This window comes from Stakelama saccharophila, from assembly GCF_032229225.1.
In the GTDB taxonomy this organism is placed as follows: Bacteria; Pseudomonadota; Alphaproteobacteria; order Sphingomonadales; family Sphingomonadaceae; genus Sphingomonas; species Sphingomonas saccharophila.
The window spans coordinates 967,509-986,932 of the sequence record NZ_CP135076.1 but is presented as its reverse complement, the minus strand read 5'-3'; the positions used below and the strand labels follow the sequence as shown (position 1 = coordinate 986,932).

At 65.9% G+C, this 19,424-nt stretch carries 15 protein-coding genes; 9 read left to right on the top strand and 6 right to left on the bottom strand.

Annotated elements, in window-relative coordinates; all coding sequences use genetic code 11:
- Nucleotides 1–71: 71 nt before the first annotated feature.
- Complete coding sequence (queG, locus tag RPR59_RS04450) at nucleotides 72–1,199, bottom strand: tRNA epoxyqueuosine(34) reductase QueG (RefSeq protein ID WP_313917086.1); 1,128 nt, start codon at nucleotides 1,197–1,199, stop codon at nucleotides 72–74.
- A gap of 35 nt (nucleotides 1,200–1,234) precedes the next feature.
- On the opposite strand from queG, the gene RPR59_RS04445 reads away from it, so the two are divergent.
- Both RPR59_RS04445 and RPR59_RS04440 read left to right on the top strand, forming a co-directional pair.
- Nucleotides 1,235–2,158 carry an ABC transporter ATP-binding protein gene (locus tag RPR59_RS04445; protein ID WP_313917084.1) on the top strand — a complete coding sequence of 308 codons (924 nt, stop codon included), beginning with the start codon at nucleotides 1,235–1,237 and terminating at the stop codon, nucleotides 2,156–2,158.
- Entirely contained in the window at nucleotides 2,155–3,411 is a 1,257-nt protein-coding gene (locus tag RPR59_RS04440) for an ABC transporter permease (RefSeq protein ID WP_313917080.1), read from the top strand. Before RPR59_RS04445 ends, RPR59_RS04440 begins: the two co-directional genes overlap by 4 nt.
- Before the next feature lie 92 nt (nucleotides 3,412–3,503).
- Here RPR59_RS04440 and RPR59_RS04435 read toward each other — a convergent pair whose 3' ends face one another.
- Nucleotides 3,504–4,277, bottom strand: a complete 774-nt coding sequence (locus RPR59_RS04435; RefSeq protein WP_313917078.1) for an SDR family oxidoreductase — start codon at nucleotides 4,275–4,277, stop codon at nucleotides 3,504–3,506.
- A gap of 53 nt (nucleotides 4,278–4,330) precedes the next feature.
- Between RPR59_RS04435 and RPR59_RS04430 the strand changes: the two genes are divergently transcribed.
- From RPR59_RS04430 to mmsB, 7 genes are all read left to right on the top strand, one after another.
- Nucleotides 4,331–5,116, top strand: coding sequence for an ATP-binding cassette domain-containing protein (locus RPR59_RS04430; RefSeq protein ID WP_313917076.1), 786 nt, complete (start codon nucleotides 4,331–4,333; stop codon nucleotides 5,114–5,116).
- Entirely contained in the window at nucleotides 5,113–6,648 is a 1,536-nt protein-coding gene (locus tag RPR59_RS04425; RefSeq protein ID WP_313917074.1) for an ABC transporter permease/substrate-binding protein, read from the top strand. Before RPR59_RS04430 ends, RPR59_RS04425 begins: the two co-directional genes overlap by 4 nt.
- Before the next feature lie 221 nt (nucleotides 6,649–6,869).
- The gene (locus RPR59_RS04420; RefSeq protein WP_313917072.1) at nucleotides 6,870–8,366 is read left to right on the top strand and encodes a CoA-acylating methylmalonate-semialdehyde dehydrogenase; all 1,497 of its coding nucleotides are present in this window, start codon (nucleotides 6,870–6,872) and stop codon (nucleotides 8,364–8,366) included.
- Nucleotides 8,367–8,484: 118 nt separating this feature from the next.
- Complete coding sequence (locus RPR59_RS04415; protein WP_313917070.1) at nucleotides 8,485–9,630, top strand: acyl-CoA dehydrogenase family protein; 1,146 nt, start codon at nucleotides 8,485–8,487, stop codon at nucleotides 9,628–9,630.
- Nucleotides 9,631–9,798: 168 nt separating this feature from the next.
- Nucleotides 9,799–10,842: an enoyl-CoA hydratase/isomerase family protein gene (locus RPR59_RS04410; protein ID WP_313917068.1), complete on the top strand. Its 1,044-nt coding sequence runs from the start codon at nucleotides 9,799–9,801 to the stop codon at nucleotides 10,840–10,842.
- Nucleotides 10,843–10,945: 103 nt separating this feature from the next.
- Nucleotides 10,946–11,722 (top strand): enoyl-CoA hydratase, encoded by a 777-nt coding sequence (locus RPR59_RS04405; protein ID WP_313917066.1) that lies wholly within the window; start codon nucleotides 10,946–10,948, stop codon nucleotides 11,720–11,722.
- 130 nt (nucleotides 11,723–11,852) lie between these two features.
- A complete protein-coding gene (gene mmsB / locus RPR59_RS04400) occupies nucleotides 11,853–12,749 on the top strand; it encodes a 3-hydroxyisobutyrate dehydrogenase (protein WP_313917063.1) in 897 nt (298 codons plus the stop codon).
- On the opposite strand, the gene RPR59_RS04395 is transcribed toward mmsB, so the two are convergent.
- Genes RPR59_RS04395 through RPR59_RS04380 form a run of 4 tightly spaced genes read right to left on the bottom strand, consistent with a single transcriptional unit; the run spans nucleotide 12,737 to nucleotide 19,348 of the window.
- Nucleotides 12,737–15,058: a GH92 family glycosyl hydrolase gene (locus tag RPR59_RS04395; RefSeq protein WP_313917061.1), complete on the bottom strand. Its 2,322-nt coding sequence runs from the start codon at nucleotides 15,056–15,058 to the stop codon at nucleotides 12,737–12,739. The two genes, mmsB and RPR59_RS04395, sit on opposite strands and share 13 nt — an antisense overlap.
- A 43-nt stretch (nucleotides 15,059–15,101) precedes the next feature.
- Nucleotides 15,102–16,616 carry an efflux transporter outer membrane subunit gene (locus RPR59_RS04390; protein WP_313917059.1) on the bottom strand — a complete coding sequence of 505 codons (1,515 nt, stop codon included), beginning with the start codon at nucleotides 16,614–16,616 and terminating at the stop codon, nucleotides 15,102–15,104.
- Between the two features lie 4 nt (nucleotides 16,617–16,620).
- Nucleotides 16,621–18,150, bottom strand: a complete 1,530-nt coding sequence (locus tag RPR59_RS04385; protein ID WP_313917057.1) for a DHA2 family efflux MFS transporter permease subunit — start codon at nucleotides 18,148–18,150, stop codon at nucleotides 16,621–16,623.
- Nucleotides 18,151–18,169: 19 nt separating this feature from the next.
- Nucleotides 18,170–19,348 carry an HlyD family secretion protein gene (locus RPR59_RS04380; RefSeq protein ID WP_313917054.1) on the bottom strand — a complete coding sequence of 393 codons (1,179 nt, stop codon included), beginning with the start codon at nucleotides 19,346–19,348 and terminating at the stop codon, nucleotides 18,170–18,172.
- Nucleotides 19,349–19,424 lie beyond the last annotated feature (76 nt).

Here is a 19,424-nt window from a genome sequence, read left to right as displayed (position 1 = left end):
GATCGGCGTCGGGCTCAGCGCGATGATCTGGATCGCCGTCGGCGCCTACCTGCTGTCTTAGCGGTTCGGCGTCATACGGCCTCGCCGCGCCATTCGCGGCATACCATTTCGTCCTTCTCGGCCGCGAAACGGATGTCCCGTTCCGTTTCGAATCGCCCGCGGTCGATCCGCTCCAGCGCCCAGACGGCTGCGCCGCGAATTACGGGATCGGAATCATCCAACAGGCGGACGACGGGCGACAGCAATGCAGCCCCGCCATCATTCCCGGCTGCGATCAGGCAATTGCGGATCATGCGGTCGCGCCCGATCCGCTTGATCGGCGATCCGGAAAATACCTGTCGAAACCCGGCCTCGTCGAGCGCAAGAAGATCGGCCAGGTGCGGCGCCGTCAATTCCGGCCGCGGTGCGAACGCGCGGTTGGCGGCCGCGGCCGCGGCGAACTTGTTCCACGGACAGACGGCCAGGCAGTCGTCGCAGCCATAGATGCGATTGCCCATATTCGCGCGGAATTCGCGCGGAATCGGTCCTTGCCGCTCGATCGTCAGATAGGAGATGCACCGCCGCGCATCGAGCTGATAGGGTGCGGGAAAGGCATCCGTCGGGCAGGCGCGCTGACAGGCGTCGCACGATCCGCACAGATCACGGCCCGGCCGGTCCGGGACCAGATCGAGCGTCGTGTAGATGGCGCCGAGGAACAGCCAGCTACCATGCCGACGGCTGACGAGATTGGTATGCTTGCCCTGCCAGCCGAGCCCGGCGGCTTCGGCCAACGGCTTTTCCATCACGGGGGCGGTGTCGACGAAGACCTTCAGTTCGCCCCCGGCCTCCGCCACCATCCACCGCGCCAGCGCCTTCAGCGCCTTCTTCACCGTGTCGTGATAGTCGCGCCCCTGGGCATAGACGGAGATCCGGCCGATATCGCCCGCCTCCTCCAGCGACAACGGATCGTGGGCGGGGGCATAGCTCATGCCCAGCGCGATTACCGAGCGGACATCGGGCCACAATCCCGCGGGCGATTCGCGGTGATGGGCGCGCGCCTCCATCCAGATCATGTCGCCGTGCCGCCCGTCGGCCAGCCATTGCCGCAGCCGCTCGGCGGTGCGCGGCGCGGCATCGGCGCGTGCGATGCCACAGGCCACGAAGCCCAGTTCGGCCGCTTTCTCCGCGATCCTGTCCGACAACGGCTTGTGTTCGGCCATGGCTGCCCGCTACCACGAGTCGCCAGCAGGGGGGAATGTCTTTGGTTCAGGATTTCGCGCTTACGGCCACCGGCCTCGTCAAGCGGTTCAGCGGCAAGCGGGTCGTCGACGGCATCGACATCGCCGTGCCGCGCGGATCAATCTACGGCGTGCTCGGCCCCAACGGCGCCGGCAAGACCACCACACTCAGGATGCTTTTGGGAATCATCGAGCCGGATGAGGGCGAGCGCACGCTGCTGGGCTCCGACAATCCGCGCGAGATCAGCGACGATATCGGCTATCTACCGGAAGAGCGCGGCCTCTATCCGGGCATGAAGTGCAAGGACGCGATCGCGTTCATGGGCGCGCTGCGCGGGCTCGACTGGGCGACGGGGCGCAGGCGGGCGGCGGAACTGATGGAAGCAGCCGGCCTGGGCCACGCCCCCGACATGAAGATCCGCAAGCTGTCCAAGGGCATGGCGCAGCTCGTCCAACTGCTGGGCTCGGTCGTTCACCGTCCGCGCTTCCTGGTGCTCGACGAACCGTTTTCCGGGCTTGATCCGGTCAATCAGGAGCGGCTGGAAACACTGATCCTGGGCGAGCGCGATCGCGGCGCGACGATCCTGTTCTCCACCCATGTAATGGCCCATGCCGAACGGCTGTGCGACCGCCTGTGCGTCATCGCCGGCGGCAAGCGCCGGTTCGAAGGCACCGTCGCCGATGCGCGGGCGCTGCTGCCGATGAAGGTTCATTACGAACCCCATCATGAAGGCGGCGGAATCCGGGCGATCCTGCCCGCCGACGCGGAACGCGAAACCGATGGCTGGCGGTTCACCCTGCCCGAGGACGGGATTGAAAAACTGCTGGTACGGCTGATCGAGGCGGGCCACGGAATCTCCGGCCTGTCGATCGAACGCCCCGGCCTGCACGACGCATTCGTCCAGATCGTCGGCCGCGAGGCCGCGGAGGAGATGGCATGAGGGGATTTTTCCGCATGGTCCGCGACACCCTGACCGTCGCCCGGCGCGACTTCATGGCGATGGTTGGTACGCCGACCTTCCTGCTCTTTCTGCTCGCCCCGGTGCTGATGGTGGGCTTCGGCGCGATCGGCGGCGCCGGCGGTGCAATGGTCGGCAAGAATGCCGAGGCAAAGCAGCGCATCTATGCCGTGATCGACAGTGCCGACGCCGCCCGCTTCGCGGCGGTCGACAAGCGCCTGCGGGCGGTGTTCACCGACGAATCGGAGCCGATCGAGGTCGGGATCGTGGCGCCCGCCGGCGATCCCGCACAGCAGGCCCGCGCCCTGCTGAACCAGGATCAACACGACGTTCCGGCGGTCCTGTACGGCTCGTTGACGCATCCGAACATCCTGCACCGCAACGAGGAATCGAGCAGCGCCCGCTATCTCGCCGAAGTCGCGGAACAGGCCGTGCGGGACGAAGCGGCCGGCATCACCGCGCCGATCAGTTCACCACGGTTCGTCCATATCGCGCGCCAGGGGAGTTCCATCGGCGGCAAGTCCGCCACGGGCTTCTTCGCCGTGACGATCCTGTTCGTGCTGTCGCTGATGCTTTCGGGCCAGACGGTGGGCACGATGGCCGAGGAACGCTCGAACAAGGTGATCGAGATCCTGGCAGCGTCGGTTCGCCTGGAAAGCGTCTTCCTCGGCAAGCTGATCGGCATGTTCGGCGTGGCGATGGTGTTCATCGCCTTCTGGGGCGCCCTCGTGCTGCTCGGCACGCTGTTCGTTCCGAACGAGACCCTTCAGGGCCTCACCGAAATGCGCCCTGCCATCGGCATCGTACCGTTCGCCTTTCTGTTCTTCGGTTATTTCACCATGGCCTATCTGCTGCTCGGTTCGGTGTTCCTCGGCATCGGCGCGCAAGCCTCCACGCCGCGCGAGATCCAGATGCTTTCGCTGCCCATCACCGTCTTCCAGATGGCGATGCTCGGCCTGGCTTCGGCCTCGGTGGCGCTGCCCGACCAACCGGTGTCGCTGGTCGCACGCATCTTCCCGTTCAGTTCGCCCTTCGCGATGCTGGCCTATGCCGCCCGCTCGCCGGCGATCTGGCCGCACCTGCTCGCCTTTGCCTGGCAATTGCTGTGGGTCGGGCTGTCGATCTCGCTCGGCGCCCGCTTCTTCCGGTTCGGCGTGCTGAAATCGGCCGGCCCGCGCCGCAAGAAGCGCTGGGGCCGCAAGCAAAGCGGGCAGGTGGCGGCGACAAGCTCCTGAAGCCTTTCTTGGCTATTGTCGCTTGCCGCCTTCCGGTCGGAAGGAGGGCGATCATGGCGACTGCCGCACCCGAGGCGGTACGCACCGCCGGATCAGAGTCCCCGGCGCATCTGCCTGCGGATCGAGCCGGGCAACCAGCGCGCGGCGAATTTCATGCGGCGCGCGGTCTTGCCGACGGGCGTGTGGACGACATCGCCGTGAACAGCTCGCCAGGCCTTTTCCGCCGCCTCTTCCACCAGACTGGATTCGAGGCCCACGGCGCGCACGCGCATATTTTCGTTCGAATCGAGCAGCGGCGCGTCGACGAAGCCCGGCATCAGCGACCGTACCTTGATGCCGGCGTCGGACCACTCCCCGTCCAGCGCTTCGGTCAGGCCGCGGACCGCGAACTTGGTCGCCGAATAGAGCGCCGCGCCGCTGGTGCCGTAAAGGCCGGCGGCGGACGACGTGTTCAGCAGGCATGAACCGGGTGTCCTCGCCAGATACTGGTATGCGATACGGGCGCCGAACACCACGCCGGTGAAGTTGATCGCGACGATGCGCTCGATTTCGTCGATGCCCGTTTCGGCGAGCGGTCCGCCGAGCGCGATATCGGCATTGTTGAACAACACGTCCAGACGCCCGGCGCTCTCCTGCGTGAAGACCTCCAGTTCCTCCTCCCAGGCAGCGACGTCGCGTACGTCCATGATGTGGGTGGTGGCGCAACCCTCGGGCAGCAGCGCCCCGGTCTCCTCCAGTCCGCCGGGATGAATGCCGGCGAGGCCGATGCGCCAGCCGGACGCGGCAAAGCGCTGCGCCACGGCCCGGCCGATGCCCGACCCACCGCCGGTGATGAAGATCGCTTTCCGCTGGCCCTCGCCCACCATGTCCCGCTCCTTTGCTTTGACGCCCGTTCCTTCTTCCCGCACAACAAGCGGCGATGCCAGCGCAATCAGAGACGCAGGGCCCTCGGGTCGTCCTCGAGCAGCTTTCCAAACGGTATCCCGGCGGCACGCTTGCGGTCGACGAGGTCTCACTGGACATTGCCGGAGGGCAGTTCGTGGCGCTGGTGGGGGCATCGGGCTCGGGCAAGTCGACGCTTCTCAAGATGATCAACCGCCTGATCGAGCCGACGGGCGGGTCGATCGCCATCGGCGACGAGGTCATGGATGCGCTTCCGGCGCACGAACTGCGGCGGCGGATCGGGTATGTCTTCCAGAATGTCGGCCTTTTCCCGCACATGACGGTGGGCGAGAATGTCTCCATCGGCATGCGGCTGCGCAGGCAGAAGCAGAGCCGGGAACGGGTGGCGGAACTGCTCGAACTGGTCGAGTTGCCGCGCGCTGCTGCGGACCGCATGCCCGCTGCGTTGTCGGGCGGGCAGCGGCAGCGGGTGGGCTTTGCCCGTGCGCTCGCCACCGAACCGAAACTGATGCTGATGGACGAACCGTTCGGAGCGCTCGATCCGGTCACCCGCGATGCGCTGGTCAAGGAATATCGTGCGCTGCACGAACGGCTGGGGCTGACCACGATCATGGTCACGCACGACATGGCCGAGGCGCTGCTGCTCGCCGAGCGGGTGCTGGTGATGAAAGGCGGGCATATCGTCGCGGACTCGACGCCGCACGGCATGCTGACCGGCGAAGGCGGCGAAGCGGCCGACGAGCTGGTCGCGGTGCCGCGCGAGCAGGCGCATGCGCTGTCGCGGATCGAGGCGGAGGAATGAACGAGGCGTTCGCCCGCGTGCCCGATCTGCTGGCGCAGCACGTATTGCTGTCGGCGGCAGCGCTGATGCTGGGCCTCGCGATCAGCCTGCCGCTCGCAATATGGTCGGCGCGCAGCGAGAATGTCGCGCGCGTCACGCTGGGCTTCGCCAGCCTGGTGCAGACCATCCCCGCGCTGGCGCTGCTCGCATTGTTCTATCCGATCCTGTTGTTCCTGTCGCGCGGGCTGGGGGGCGGAATTCCGGCACTGGGTTTTCTGCCTTCGCTGCTGGCGCTGGGGCTCTATGCCCTGCTGCCGATCCTCAGAAACGGGGTTACGGGGCTGGTCAATCTCGACCCCGCCGTACTGCAGGCCGCCGACGGCGTCGGCATGACCGGACGGCAGAAGCTGTGGCTGGTCGAGGCGCCGCTGGTCGCGCCCGTGCTGATGGCGGGCATCCGGACGGCGGCGGTTTGGACGATCGGCGCGGCAACGCTGTCGACCACCGTCGGGCAACCGAGCCTGGGCGACCTGATCTTCGCCGGCCTGCAGACGCAGAACTGGACGCTGGTGGTGGTCGGCTGCATTGCCTCGGCCGGGCTGGCGCTGGTGGTCGATGCGCTGCTGGGGCTGGCCGAGCGCGGCATTCGCGACCGGCGCAAGCGCCAGGTCTATGCCAGCCTGATCGCGCTCGCGCTGGGCGTGGTAGTGGCGCTCTGGCCGGTGCTGCCTTCGGGCGGCAAGCGGGTGGTGATCGGCGCCAAGGGCTTTTCCGAGCAATATATCCTCGCCCGGGTCATCGGCGATCGGCTGGAAGCGGCCGGATATGACGTGGTCTATCGCCAGGGGCTGGGATCGGCGGTCGTGTTCAGCGCGCTCGCCACCGGGGATATCGACGTCTATGTCGACTATTCCGGCACGCTGTGGACCAACCGGATGCACCGCGAGGACGTACCCCCGCGCAAGGCGATCGTGGCCGGCGTTGCCGACTGGGCGAAGCGGAAACACGGCGTCGGCGTGCTGGGCGCGCTGGGGTTCGAGAACGCCTATGGCTTCGCGATGCGCGAGGAGCACGCCAAGCGGCTGGGCATCGAGAGCCTCAGCGACCTCGCGCCGGTGGCGAACCGGTTGGCGTTCGGCACCGACCTGGAATTTCTGGAACGGCCCGAATGGGCGGCGGTGCAGCGCGCCTATTCGCTCGAATTCGCGAGTGCGCAGCCCTATAATCCCACCTTCATGTACCGCGCGGTGGCGAGCGGCAAGGCGGACGTGATCGCCGCCTTCACCTCCGATGGGCGGATCGCGGCACAACATCTGCGCGTGCTGAGCGATCCCAGACACGCCATTCCCGGCTATGATGCGATTCTTCTGGTGGCGCCGGAGCGCGTGGACGACGCGAAATTCGTGAACGCGCTGACGCCGATGGTCGGCGCGATCCCCGTCGACGTGATGCGGCGGGCGAACTATATGGTCGACCGGCCGGAGGGCGGGGCGAGCCCGGCCGAGGCGGCGCGCTGGCTGGAACGGCAGACCGGCCTGACACCGGACGAGTAAGGCGCCCGGCGGGGAATCCCGGACGCGCCGTTCCACCGGCAGGCGGGATCGGCCGGTCACGCCGCCGAGTTGCCCGCCGACACCGCCGCACTCTGTCCGGTTGCCTGCACCAGCCGGAGCGCAGCGGCTGACAGCGACCGAATGATGTGCCAGTAAGAAATTTAGTTACATCGGAAACGAATCGGCGGCTCGAGCATCTGTCCGGGTGAGAGGAGAATTTCATGCGCACCATCGATCATGTCATTTCCGGCTATTCGGGTGGCGGCGGCGCGCGGAGCCACGACGTCTTCGATCCCAATAGCGGTCAGGTCCAGGCCACCGTCGCATTGGGCGGACAGGCCGAACTCGACGCCGCGGTGGCCGCCGCACGGAAGGTCCAGCCCGAATGGGCCGCGACCAATCCGCAGCGGCGCGCCCGCGTGATGTTCCGGTTCAAGGAGCTGGTCGAGGCCAACAAGGACGAGCTGGCGCGGCTCTTGTCCTCCGAGCACGGCAAGGTGATCGACGACGCGCATGGCGATGTGCAGCGCGGGCTGGAGGTCATCGAATATGCCTGCGGCATCCCGCAGGTGCTGAAGGGCGAATATACGCAAGGTGCCGGCACCGGAATCGATGTCTATTCGATGCGTCAGCCGCTTGGGCTGGGCGCGGGTATCACGCCGTTCAATTTTCCCGCGATGATCCCGATGTGGATGTTCGGCATGGCGATCGCGTGCGGCAACGCCTTCATCCTGAAGCCGTCCGAGCGCGACCCCAGCGTGCCGGTGCGGCTCGCCGAACTGTTCGTCGAGGCGGGCGCGCCCGAGGGGCTGCTCCAGGTCGTGCACGGCGACAAGGAAATGGTCGACGCGATCCTCGACCACCCGGCGATTTCGGCGGTCAGCTTCGTCGGCTCGTCCGACATCGCGCATTATGTATACAAGCGCGGCGTCGCCGCCGGAAAGCGCGTCCAGGCGATGGGCGGCGCGAAGAATCACGGCATCGTCATGCCCGACGCCGATCTCGACCAGGTGGTGAACGATCTGGTCGGCGCCGCCTATGGCTCGGCGGGCGAGCGCTGCATGGCGCTGCCGGTCGTCGTGCCGGTGGGCGAGGATACCGCCGAGCGGCTGCGCGACAAGCTGATCCCCGCGATCGACAGCCTGCGCGTCGGCGTGTCGACCGACAAGGACGCGCAATATGGCCCGATGGTCACCGCCGAGCAGAAGGGGCGCGTCGAGAAGTGGATTCAGACCGGCGTCGATGAGGGCGCCGAACTGGTCGTCGACGGGCGCGGCTTCAAGCTGCAGGGGCATGAGGACGGCTTCTTCGTCGGCCCCAGCCTGTTCGACCATGTCACGACGACCATGGAATCGTACAAGGAAGAGATCTTCGGCCCCGTCCTCCAGATCGTCCGCGCGCACGATTTCGAGGCGGCGGTGCGCCTGCCGAGCGAGCACCAGTACGGCAACGGCGTCGCGATCTTCACGCGCAACGGCCACGCCGCGCGCGAATTCGCGCATCGCGTGCAGGTCGGCATGGTCGGCATCAACGTGCCGATCCCGGTGCCGGTGAGCTATCACAGCTTTGGCGGGTGGAAGCGCTCGGGCTTTGGCGACACCAACCAGTACGGCACCGAGGGGCTGAAATTCTGGACCAAGGTCAAGACGGTGACCCAACGCTGGCCCGACGGCAGCGCCACCGGCGAGAACGCGTTCGTCATCCCGACCATGGGGTGAGCGGATTGGTCTCCTCCTTGTCCGCCATGCTGACGAACGTCAGCATCCACAGCGGCAGACGGTTTCGTTTGCCGCTCTGTATGCCGGATCAAGTCCGGCATGACGATATAGGACTGACATGACCGATCAATTCGACCTTACCGAGGACCAGCGCGCGATTCAGGAGATGGCGCGCCGGTTCACCGCCGACCGCATTACGCCCAACGCGGGCGAGTGGGACGAAAAGCACATCTTCCCGCGCGATGTGATCAAGGAAGCGGCCGAACTCGGTTTCGCCGCAATCTACATCTCGGAAGAGTCGGGCGGGATCAATCTCGGGCGGCTGGAGGCGGCGCTGATCATGGAGGCGATGGCCTATGGCTGTCCGTCGACCTCCGCCTTCATCTCGATCCACAACATGGCGTCGTGGATGATTGACCGGTTCGGTTCGGACGCGGTGAAGCGGAAATATCTGCCAAGCCTCGTCACCATGGACCGGATGGCGAGCTATTGCCTGACCGAGCCGTCATCCGGCTCCGACGCCGCCGCGCTCAAGGCCAGGGCGGTCCGCGACGGCGACCATTATGTCCTCAACGGCACCAAGCAGTTCATCTCCGGCGGCGGGGAGAACGAAGTCTATGTCGTGATGGTGCGCACGGGCGAGGACGGGCCGAAGGGCATCACCTGCATGGTGGTCGAAAAGGACATGGCCGGCGTCAGCTTCGGCGCGCAGGAAAAGAAGCTCGGCTGGCATTCGCAACCCACCGCGCAGGTGATCTTCGAGGATGTCCGCGTGCCGGCCGAGAATATCGTCGGGGCCGAGGGCGAAGGCTTCCGCATCGCGATGATGGGGCTCGACGGCGGCCGGCTGAATATCGGCGCCTGCTCGCTGGGCGGGGCGCAGCGCTGCCTCGACGAGGCGGTGGCCTATACCAAGGACCGGCAGCAGTTCGGTCGGCCCATCGCCGAATTTCAGAACACGCAGTTCATGCTCGCCGACATGGCGACCGACCTGGAGGCGGCGCGCGCACTGCTTTATGTCGCGGCGGCCAAGGTGACGGCGAACGCACCCGACAAGACGCGTTTCGCCGCGATGGCCAAGCGGCTCGCCACCGATAGCGGGTCGAAGATCGTCAACGATGCACTGCAACTGCATGGCGGCTACGGCTATCTGCAGGATTATCCGATCGAGCGGTTCTGGCGCGACCTGCGCGTACACTCGATCCTCGAGGGCACCAATCAGGTCATGCGGATGATCGTCGGACGGGATATGCTGCGGCAGTGAGTTCAGATCCTCTCCCGCCGGGAGGGGATAGCGGAGATTGCCGCGCAAGCGGCCAGCGAAGCTTGGTGAGGGCGCGAAACCGGGATCACCCTCGCCAACTCCGACTAGCGAGCATGGCTCGCAAGTCTTCGTATCCTCTCCCGCAGGGAGAGGAAGGGAAGGAGGATTATGACGCAAGACGTGCTGATTTCGACCGATGGCAAAGCCGGGCGTATCCGGCTCAACCGGCCGGGGGCGATCCATGCGCTGAACACCGATATGTGCGTGGCGATGGCCGAGGCGCTCGATCGTTGGCGGGGCGATACCGGAATCGAGGCGGTGATGATCGACCATGCAGAGGGCCGCGGCTTCTGCGCCGGCGGCGACATCCGCATGGTGCAGGAATCGGGCAAGACCGACGGCAAGGCCGCGCGCGACTTCTTCCGCCAGGAATACCGCATGAACCACCGGCTGTTCACCTATGCCAAGCCGGTCGTCGCGTTCATGGACGGCATTACCATGGGCGGCGGCGTCGGCATTTCGCTGCCGGCAAAATATCGCGTCGCGACCGAGAACACCAAATTCGCCATGCCGGAGACGGGTATCGGACTGTTCCCCGATGTCGGCGGCGGCTGGTATCTGTCGCGCCTGCCCGGCCGCATGGGCCAGTATCTGGCGCTTACCGGCGCGCGGATCGACGGGGCGGAATGCCTCGCGCTCGGGCTGGCGACGCATTATCTGCCGGCGAATGCGCTCGACGATGCGAAGCGGCGGATCACCGCCGAACCGCAGGCGATCGAGGCGATTCTCGATGCGCTGTCGGTCGAACCGCCCGAAGCCAAGATCACAGCGCACCAGGAAGCGATCGACCGCCTATTCGCCTCCGATCGACTGGAGGATATTTTTGCAGCACTGGAAGAAGAAGGCGGCGAGTGGGGAGACAAGCAGCTTTCGGTGATGCGCACCAAATCGCCGCAGACGATGAAGGTGTCGCTCAAACTGCTCGCCGACGGGAGGACGATGCCGACCTTTGAGGACGAGATGCGGCAGGAGTTCGCGGTTGCCAGCCATGTCTGCCAGCGCCACGACTTTATCGAGGGCGTGCGCGCGGTGATCATCGACAAGGACAATAACCCGAAATGGAACCCGGCGACGCCCGAAGGCGTGAGCCAGCATCTGATCGATCAGATCTTCGCGCCCCTGCCCGACGACGAGGCGTGGACGCCGGCGTGACATGAACTGTCGTCACCCCAGCGCAGGCTGGGGTCTCGCACGGCAGGCGAGTCGCATGATGAAAGCGATCCCAGCCTACGCTGGGATGACGGAGGAGGAAACTGTGGCCGAATACGAAACCATCCTCGTGGAACAGCGCGGGCCCGTGACGCTGGTCACGCTCAACCGGCCGGGGGCGCTCAATGCGCTCAACGGGCAGGTGCTCGCCGACCTGCTCGATGCGATGCGCGCCTTCGATGCCGATGACAGCCAGGGCTGCGCCGTCATCACCGGTAGCGAAAAGGCGTTCGCCGCCGGCGCCGACATCAAGGAGATGCAAGGCCAGGGCTTCGCCCAGATGTATGGCAGCAATTTCTTCGCCGGCTGGGAGGAATTCACCCGGACGCGCAAGCCCATCATCGCCGCGGTGGCCGGCTACGCGCTGGGCGGCGGGTGCGAAGTGGCGATGATGTGCGACTTCATCCTCGCCGCCGACACCGCCAAGTTCGGCCAGCCCGAGATCAAGCTGGGCGTGTCGCCGGGAATGGGCGGTTCGCAGCGCCTGACCCGCGCGGTCGGCAAGGCCAAGGCGATGGAAATGTGCCTGACGGGCCGGATGATGGACGCCGAAGAGGCCGAACGCGCCGGGCTGGTCAGCCGCATCCTGCCCGCCGCGGAACTGGTCGACGAAGCGGTCAAGGTCGCCACCGCGATCGCCGAGATGCCGCCGCTCGCGGTCAAGGCGAACAAGGAAATGGTGAATGCTGCGTTTGAAACCACGCTGGCGCAGGGCGTGCAATTCGAACGCCGCCTGTTCCACGGGCTGTTCGGCACCGAGGACCAGAGCGAGGGCATGGCGGCGTTCGTCGAGAAACGCGCCGGAAAGTGGACGGGGCGGTAGAAGCAAGAGGCAACATGCACGACATCATCCTGACGAACGTCACGATCCAGAGCTTCGAGCGGGGCGGATGAGGCTCTGGATCCCGGATCAAGTCCGGGATGACGGATTAGAGAGCGATCGGAGAGAATGAATGGCACGCGTTGGATTTATCGGGCTCGGCAATATGGGCGGCGGCATGGCGGCGAACCTCGCGAAGAGCGGGCATGATGTCCACGCCTTCGATCTGTCGGAAGAAGCGCTCGCCAACGCGAAGTCCGCCGGCTGCCTGACGGTCGAAAGCGCGGCGGAGGCGGCCAGGGGCGCCGAAGCCGTCATCACCATGCTGCCCGCCGGCAGGCATGTCGCCGAGGTATATCGTGAAAGCGTGTTCGGCATCGCCGATACCGGCGCCGTGCTGATCGATTGTTCGACCATCGATGTCGCAACCGCGCGCGAGGTGGCGGAACAGGCCTCCGCCAAGGGGCTGATGGCGGTGGACGCGCCGGTTTCGGGCGGCATCACGGGCGCGCAGGCGGGCACGCTGACCTTCATGGTCGGCGGCACCGACGAAGCGTTCGAGCGCGCCAGGCCGTTCCTGTCCGACATGGGCAAGGCGGTGATCCACGCTGGCGGCAACGGCACGGGCCAGACTGCCAAGATGTGCAACAACATGGTCCTGGGCGCGACCATGATCGCCACCTGCGAAGCATTCGTGATGGCGAGAAAGCTGGGGCTCGACCCGCAAAAATTCTATGATATCGCGTCCGTATCCACGGCGCAGAGCTGGTCGATGACGAGCTATTGCCCGGTGCCGGGCGTCGGCCCCGAAGCGCCTTCCGACCGCGACTATGCCGGCGGCTTCGCGACGGGCCTGATGCTGAAGGACCTGCGGCTGGCGATGGACGCGGCGGCGACCGCACAGGCCGACACGCCGATGGGCGCGCGGGCGACGGAGCTTTATGCAAAGTTTGCCGAGGCCGGGAATGCCGGCCTCGACTTTTCGGCCATTATCAAGATGCTCGCGCGCGAGGACGATCAGCCGGCATAATCGCTCATGGCGTAGGGGCGATCGGCGGGATCAGTCGCCCACGTCTTGTTCGGCTGCGCCTGCATGGTGAAGCGCAACTCGCCGCCCGCCATGATTTCACCGTGCCGAATATAGCTGCGGGTGAGCGGCTTGCCGTTCAGCGTCACCTTGCCGACATAGGGATGCCCGTCATCCAGCCCGTCCGCGACAATGGTGAACTGCTTGCCATTGGGCAGGTTGAGGACGGCGCGATCGACGAAGGGCCGGCCGATGACATATTCCAGGCTGCCCGGCGTGACCGGATAAAAGCCCAGCGCCGTAAAGGTCAGCCAGGCCGACATCTGGCCGAGATCGTCATTGCCCGACAGCCCGTCCGGCGTCGGCTTGTACTGGCTGTCGACGATCTGTTTCAGCCGCCCCTGCGTCCGCCACGGCGCGCCGGCATAGTCGTAGAGATAGGCGACGTGATGGCTGGGTTCGTTGCCGTGGATATATTGGCCGATCAGGCCGGCAATATCTTCGGCATGGCTGTAGTCGAGCTTGGAATTGTCGAACTCGAACATGCGGTCGAGCTTGTCGACCACCGCCTCGTCGTCGCCCATGGCGCGGAACAGCCCGGCCTGATCCTGCGGCACAAACCAGCTATATTGCCAGGCATTGCCCTCGGTATAGTCGGAGCCATAGTTGATCGCGGTCGGATCGAAGGGCGTGCGGAAATCGCCGTCCGCCTTGCGCGCGCGGACGAAGCCGGTTTTCGGATCGAAACTGTTGCGCCAATAGCCCGCGCGCTTGAAGAAACGTTTCGCCACGTCGTCGCGCCCCATCGCCTGCGCCATGCGGGCGATGGCCCAGTCGTCATAGGCATATTCGACCGTCTTGGACGCCGCCTCGGGCTCCCGGTCGATAGCGACGTAGCCGAGCTTCATGTAATCGCCCAGCCCGCCATAAGGCGCATAGGTGGCGCTCGCGACCATCGCGTCGAGCGCTTCGTTCGCATCGAACCCGCTGATGCCCTTCAGATAGGCGTCGGCGATGACGGGAACGGCGTGATAGCCGATCATCGTCCAGGTCTCGCGCCCCTGGAACTGCCAGACCGGCAGGATGCCCCAGGGACTGACCTTGCGGCTGTCGATCAGCGAGCGGACGATGGCGCTGTTGACCTTTTCAGGCTGGACGAGGGTCAGAAGCGGATGTTCGGCGCGGAAGGTATCCCACAGCGAGAAGGTCGAGCGAAAGGTATAGCCGTCGGCCTGGTGCACCGCATTGTCGGGTCCGCGATAGCGCCCATCGGCATCGCCGGCCACCGCCGGCGCCAGCAGCGAGTGATAGAGCGCGGTATAGACGCTCTTGCGCATCGGCGCGGGTGCGTCGATCTCGACGGCGCCGAGTGCTTTTTCCCACGCCGCCCTGCTCTGCGCGCGGATGGCGTCGAAACCGCCCGGTTCGGCCTTCAGATTGGCGATCGCGCCCGCCTCGTCGACCGAAGAGATCGCGACCTTTACCTCCAGCGGCCGATCGAGCTTGGCAAAGTCGAAGCGGGCGACCAGCGCCCGGCCGGACTCCTTCGCCAGGTCGTCGCGGCCGCGGCCCGGCCCCTGAAAGCCGCTATAGGTGATGTCCTTTTCCGTGTTGACGAACGCATGGTCCCGAAGCGGCGCGGAAAAGCGCATTGCGAAATAGAGCTTGCGATCGGGCGCCCAGCCGCGTGTCTGGCGCGACCCCGTAATGGTGCCGTCCTCGCGCAGCCGGATCGAGGACCACAGCGTCTTTCCCGGATAATTGTAGAGCGAGGTGCGCAGGTCCATCACGAGATGCGCGGCCCGATCCGCCGGAAAGGTATAGCGATGCACGCCGACGCGCGCCCCCGCCGTCATCTCCGCGCGCACGCCGGGGTCGCTGAGCGTCACGGCGTAATAGCCGGGATGCGCCACTTCGCTGTCATGGCTGAAGCGCGAGCGATAGCCGCTGCCGGGCCTGGCCGGATCGCCGGGTTCCAGCGGCACCGCATCGCCGCTGACCGGCATGATCAGGAAGTCGCCGAGGTCGGAATGGCCTGCGCCGGAAAAATGCGTGTGCGAGAATCCCTGAATGGTGGGATCGTCGTAGCGATAGCCGGCGGCGTGGCCGTAGCAATCGCGGATCTCGCAACCCGTATCGGTGTCGGGACTGAGCTGCACCATGCCGAAGGGCGACACGGCACCGGGAAAGGTGTGCCCCTCCCCGCCCGTGCCGATGAACGGATCGACCGCGTCGTAGCCGGAAGCGGCGATGAGCGACGGTGCGGCGACGAGCAGGCCGAAGGCCGCGCGGAGATGGGTCAGGCGTGTCATGGCCGGGTGTTAAAGCAGGCCCGGCCGCGCGGGGAAAGCCCGATCAGGGTCGATTGTCGCTGACCGGCATCATCTCCGCATCGCCCGTCGCCATATCACCGGTCCATCCGCCGGCGGTCGCGACATAGAGGCGCGCGACATTCAGATATTGCCGCGCACGCGCCTCGACTAGCGCCGATTGTGCGCGCTGATACAGCCGCTCCGAATCGAGCACCTGCAGGACGCCGCTATTGCCCACCTCGAAGCTGCGCCGCGACAGATGCAGCGAGCGCTGCGCGACATCGACTGATTCCTGCTGCTGCGATACCGAACGCTGGTCGTTCTGCAACGCCGAAAGCAGGTCCGCGACCTGACGGAAACCGTCCAGCACGGTCTGGCGATAGGTCGCGGCTGCCGCCTCGGCCCGCTTCACCGCCGCGCGCTTTTCCGCTTTCAGCGTGCCGCCGTGGAAAATCGGCGCCGTCAGTCCGGCGAAGATGTTGAAACCGCGCGAGCCCGGATCGAGCGCGTCGAACAGGTCCGGCGAGGCCTGGGTCAGCGTCGCGCCCAGCGTGATGTCCGGATACAGATTCGCGGTCGCCACGCCGATCTCCGCGGTTGCCGCGTGCAGATCGGCCTCCGCCTGCAGGATGTCGGGACGCTTGTGAACGAGCCTGGACGGCAATGCGACGGGAACCTGCTGCGGCAGGGTGAGTTCGGCGAGATCGAAATCCGTCGCGCCCAGTTCGGCCGGCGAAACGCCGACCAGCGTCGCCAACAGGTGACGCGCCTCGGCGAGTTGCTGGCCCAATTGGGGAATTTCGCCGCGATCGGCTTCGAACTGGCTACGCGCGTTGAGAACCTCGACCAGCGTCCCCTCGCCCGCCCGGCGGCGCTTTTCGGTGAGATCAATGTTGCGCCGGTCCTCGTCGAGCAACGTTTCGGCCGTCGCGATGCGTTCGCGGATCGTGGCGATCAGCAGCACCTGGTTCACCACCTGGCCGGCGATCGCAAGATGCGCGGCCTGGGTCTGATGATATTGCGCCTCGGCCTGCGCGGCCGCGCGCTCGACCCGGCGGCGCTGCTTGCCGAACAGGTCGAGGTCGTACGACACACCGCCGCCTACCGAATACAGGTCGAAGGTCGGCGTCGCGTCGATGCCCGGCAACGCGCCGGTGTCGAAACCCTCGGCGGCCAGATTGGCCTGGCGGTGCGCGGCTTCGGCGTTGGCGTCGACCTGCGGCAATTCCCGGCCGCGGGCGGCGGCTACCTGCTCGCGCGCGGCGGCAAGCGTGGCGTTGCTCGCTTCCAGGCTTGCATTGTTCTCGATCGCGCGAGCGACCATTGCGTCGAGTTCCGATGAACCGAAGGCTTTCCACCAGTCCAGCACGGGGCCTTCGCCCTTCACGGCGTCCGGCCCGCGATCCGACGGGTGCGGCGCTCCGGCCGTGGACAGATAGCGCTGCGCCGTCGGGGTCGCCGGCGGCGTGAAGTCCGGGCCGACGGTCGTGCAGCCGGCAAGCGCAAGGGAAAGGGCCGCAAGGCCGGTCAGGCTGAGGGATTTTCCTGCAACGAACATGATGTCAGTCCATGTGTACGGGTTCGGACGGGCCGCCGGCATCCTTGCGCGGCGGCCGCATCAGCAACAAAAGGGGCGCGACCAGCAGGATGATGATGAACAGCGCATAGAAGGCGTCGATATAAGCGACCATCATCGCCTGGCCGGTAATCTGCTCGTTCGCCCGCGTCAGGCTTTCCAGCGAGGAGAAATCCAGGCTGGGCATATATTGCCGGACGAGCGGATTGTCGGGACGCACATCCTCCACCAGCCGCGAATGAACGACGGCGCCGTTGCGGATGGTCATGGCCTGCAGGGTGGAGATGCCGATGGCCGACCCGACATTGCGGATCAGCGTGAACATCGCCGTGCCCTCGTTGCGCAGCTTCGGATCGAGCGTGGTGAACGAGATGGCCGACAGCGGCACGAACACGAGGCCGGTTCCCAGCCCCTGTATGAAGCCCGTCCAGATCACCGGCCATTCGTCCATCTGCAGCGAAAATCCGCTCATCGCGTACGTCGAAAAGGCGACCAGGCCCAGCCCCGTCAGGATCAGCAGGCGGGTGTCGAACCGGGTGATCAGCTTGCCGACCAGCACCATGGCGACCATCGTCCCGATCCCGCGCGGCGCGGTGACGAGGCCGGTCAGCACCACCGGATAGCCCATCAGCCCTTCCAGCAGCGGCGGCAGCAGCGCCAACACCGAAAAGATCATCACGCCGATGAAGAATCCAAGCACCGACCCGGCGACGAAATTGCGGTCCTTGAACAATGCCGGATTGATGAACGGCCTTTCGGCGGTGATCGTGTGAACGACGAACAGATAGAAGAACAGCACCGACGCCGCCGCCTCGATCATGATCTCGCGCGACGAGAACCAGTCGAGCTGCTGACCGCGATCGAGCATGATCTGCAGGCAGCCGATGCCGAGCGCCAGCATGCCGAAGCCGAAGAAATCGAAGCGCGAGCGCTGTTCGTCCCGGCTTTCGTTCAGGAACAGGAACAGTCCCGCCCAGGCCAGGATTCCCACCGGCAGATTGATGTAGAACACCCAGCGCCAGCTCAGATTCTCGGTCAGATAGCCGCCCAGCGCCGGGCCGATGATCGGCCCCAGGATCACGCCCATGCCCCATACCGACATCGCCGGCCCGTGATTTTCGGGCGGATTGATGTCGAGCAGGATCGCCTGGCTCATCGGGATCAGCGCGGCGCCGAAAATACCCTGCATCAGACGGAAGCCGACGAGTTCGCCCAGGCTGGTGGCGATGCCGCACAGGCCCGAGGCGATGGTGAAGCCGATGATCGATATCAGCATCAGCCGCTTGCGCCCGAACTGGCCGGCCAGCCAGCCGGTCAGCGGCGTCATGATCGCCGCCGCGACGATATACGAGGTCAGCACCCAGGTGATCTGGTCGGTCGACGCCGAGACGCTGCCCTGCATGTGCGGCAGCGCGACGTTCGCGATCGTCATGTCGAGCGAGTTCATCAGCGCCGCCGCCATCACCGATCCGGTGATGAGGCGCCTGAGCCCCGTGCTGGGATAGTTGTCGGTCATCGGCCTGGCCGTTCCGGGATTACTTGGCGGCGGCCGCCGCAGGTTCGTCGGGTCCGAACAGGTGGCGCTCATGTCCGGTGTCGACCGTCACCTCGCTCGACAGCCCGGCATGCAGCGGTCGCCCCTCCGGCACGCGGTCGAGCGTGATCTCGACGGGCAGGCGCTGCACCACCTTCACCCAGTTGCCCGTGGCGTTTTGCGCCGGCAGCACCGAAAAGGCGTTGCCGGTCCCCGGACTGAAGCTCGACACATGGCCGTGCAGGTCCAGGTCGGGAAACGCATCGACGCTCACCGATGCCGGCTGGCCGAGCCGCATATATTGGAGCTGGTTCTCCTTGAAATTGGCTTCGACCCAGATGCGGTTGCCAACGAGCGTGAAGACCGGCTGCGATGCGCTGACATAGTCGCCGACCTGCAACTGATCGACCTTCGTCACGATACCGTCCTGCGCCGCGCGAATGACGGTGTAGCCCAGGTCGAGCTTCGCCTGGCGCAGCGCCGCCTCCGCCTGCTTCACCGCCGGTTGCTGGTCGACAGGCGCGCCGACATTGCCCGAAAGCGACGCCTCGATGCTTTCGTTGCGCTGCTGCGACGTCTGGATGCCCTGGCGCGCCGTCTGCACGGCCAGCACCGCCTGGTCATATTGCGATTGCGACGAAATGCCTTCGTCCAGCAATTCCTTCTGGCGCGCCGCCTCGCGTTCGGCATAGCGCAGCTTGTCGCGCGCGGCCTGGATCTCCGCCTGCCCCTGACGATAATTCGCCCGGGTCGCGCGGACCTGGGTCCGGGCATTGGCCAGCCTGGCCTCCGCCTCGTCGACGCGCGCCTGATAGGGCGCGGGGTCGAGACGGAACAGCACCTGCCCCTTCTTCACATGCTGGTTGTTCTCGACTTCGACGTCGACGACCCGACCAGCGACATTGGCGCTGACCTGCACCTGTCCGGAATTCAGATAGGCATTGTCGGTCGAGACGTAGCGCCCGCCGTTCAGGTAGAACAGCACCCCGCCGACCAGAAGCACCAGCGGCCCGAGGATCAAAAGCGGCCTGCGCAGCCGCTTTGCCAGCGACCGCTTCTTTCCCGCCTCAGCATCCGGTCCGACGGTATCGGCGACCCGATCCTCGCCCTGCGGCACCGCGACCGTTTCGTGGTCATCTGCTTCCGATTCCGAATCGAATGACTGCGACATGTCGGTCACGACAATGAACCCTCTGTTTCGAACGATGATGAGAAAAGCACGCGCAGATACGCCGGCGCGCCGTCCAGAGGCGATA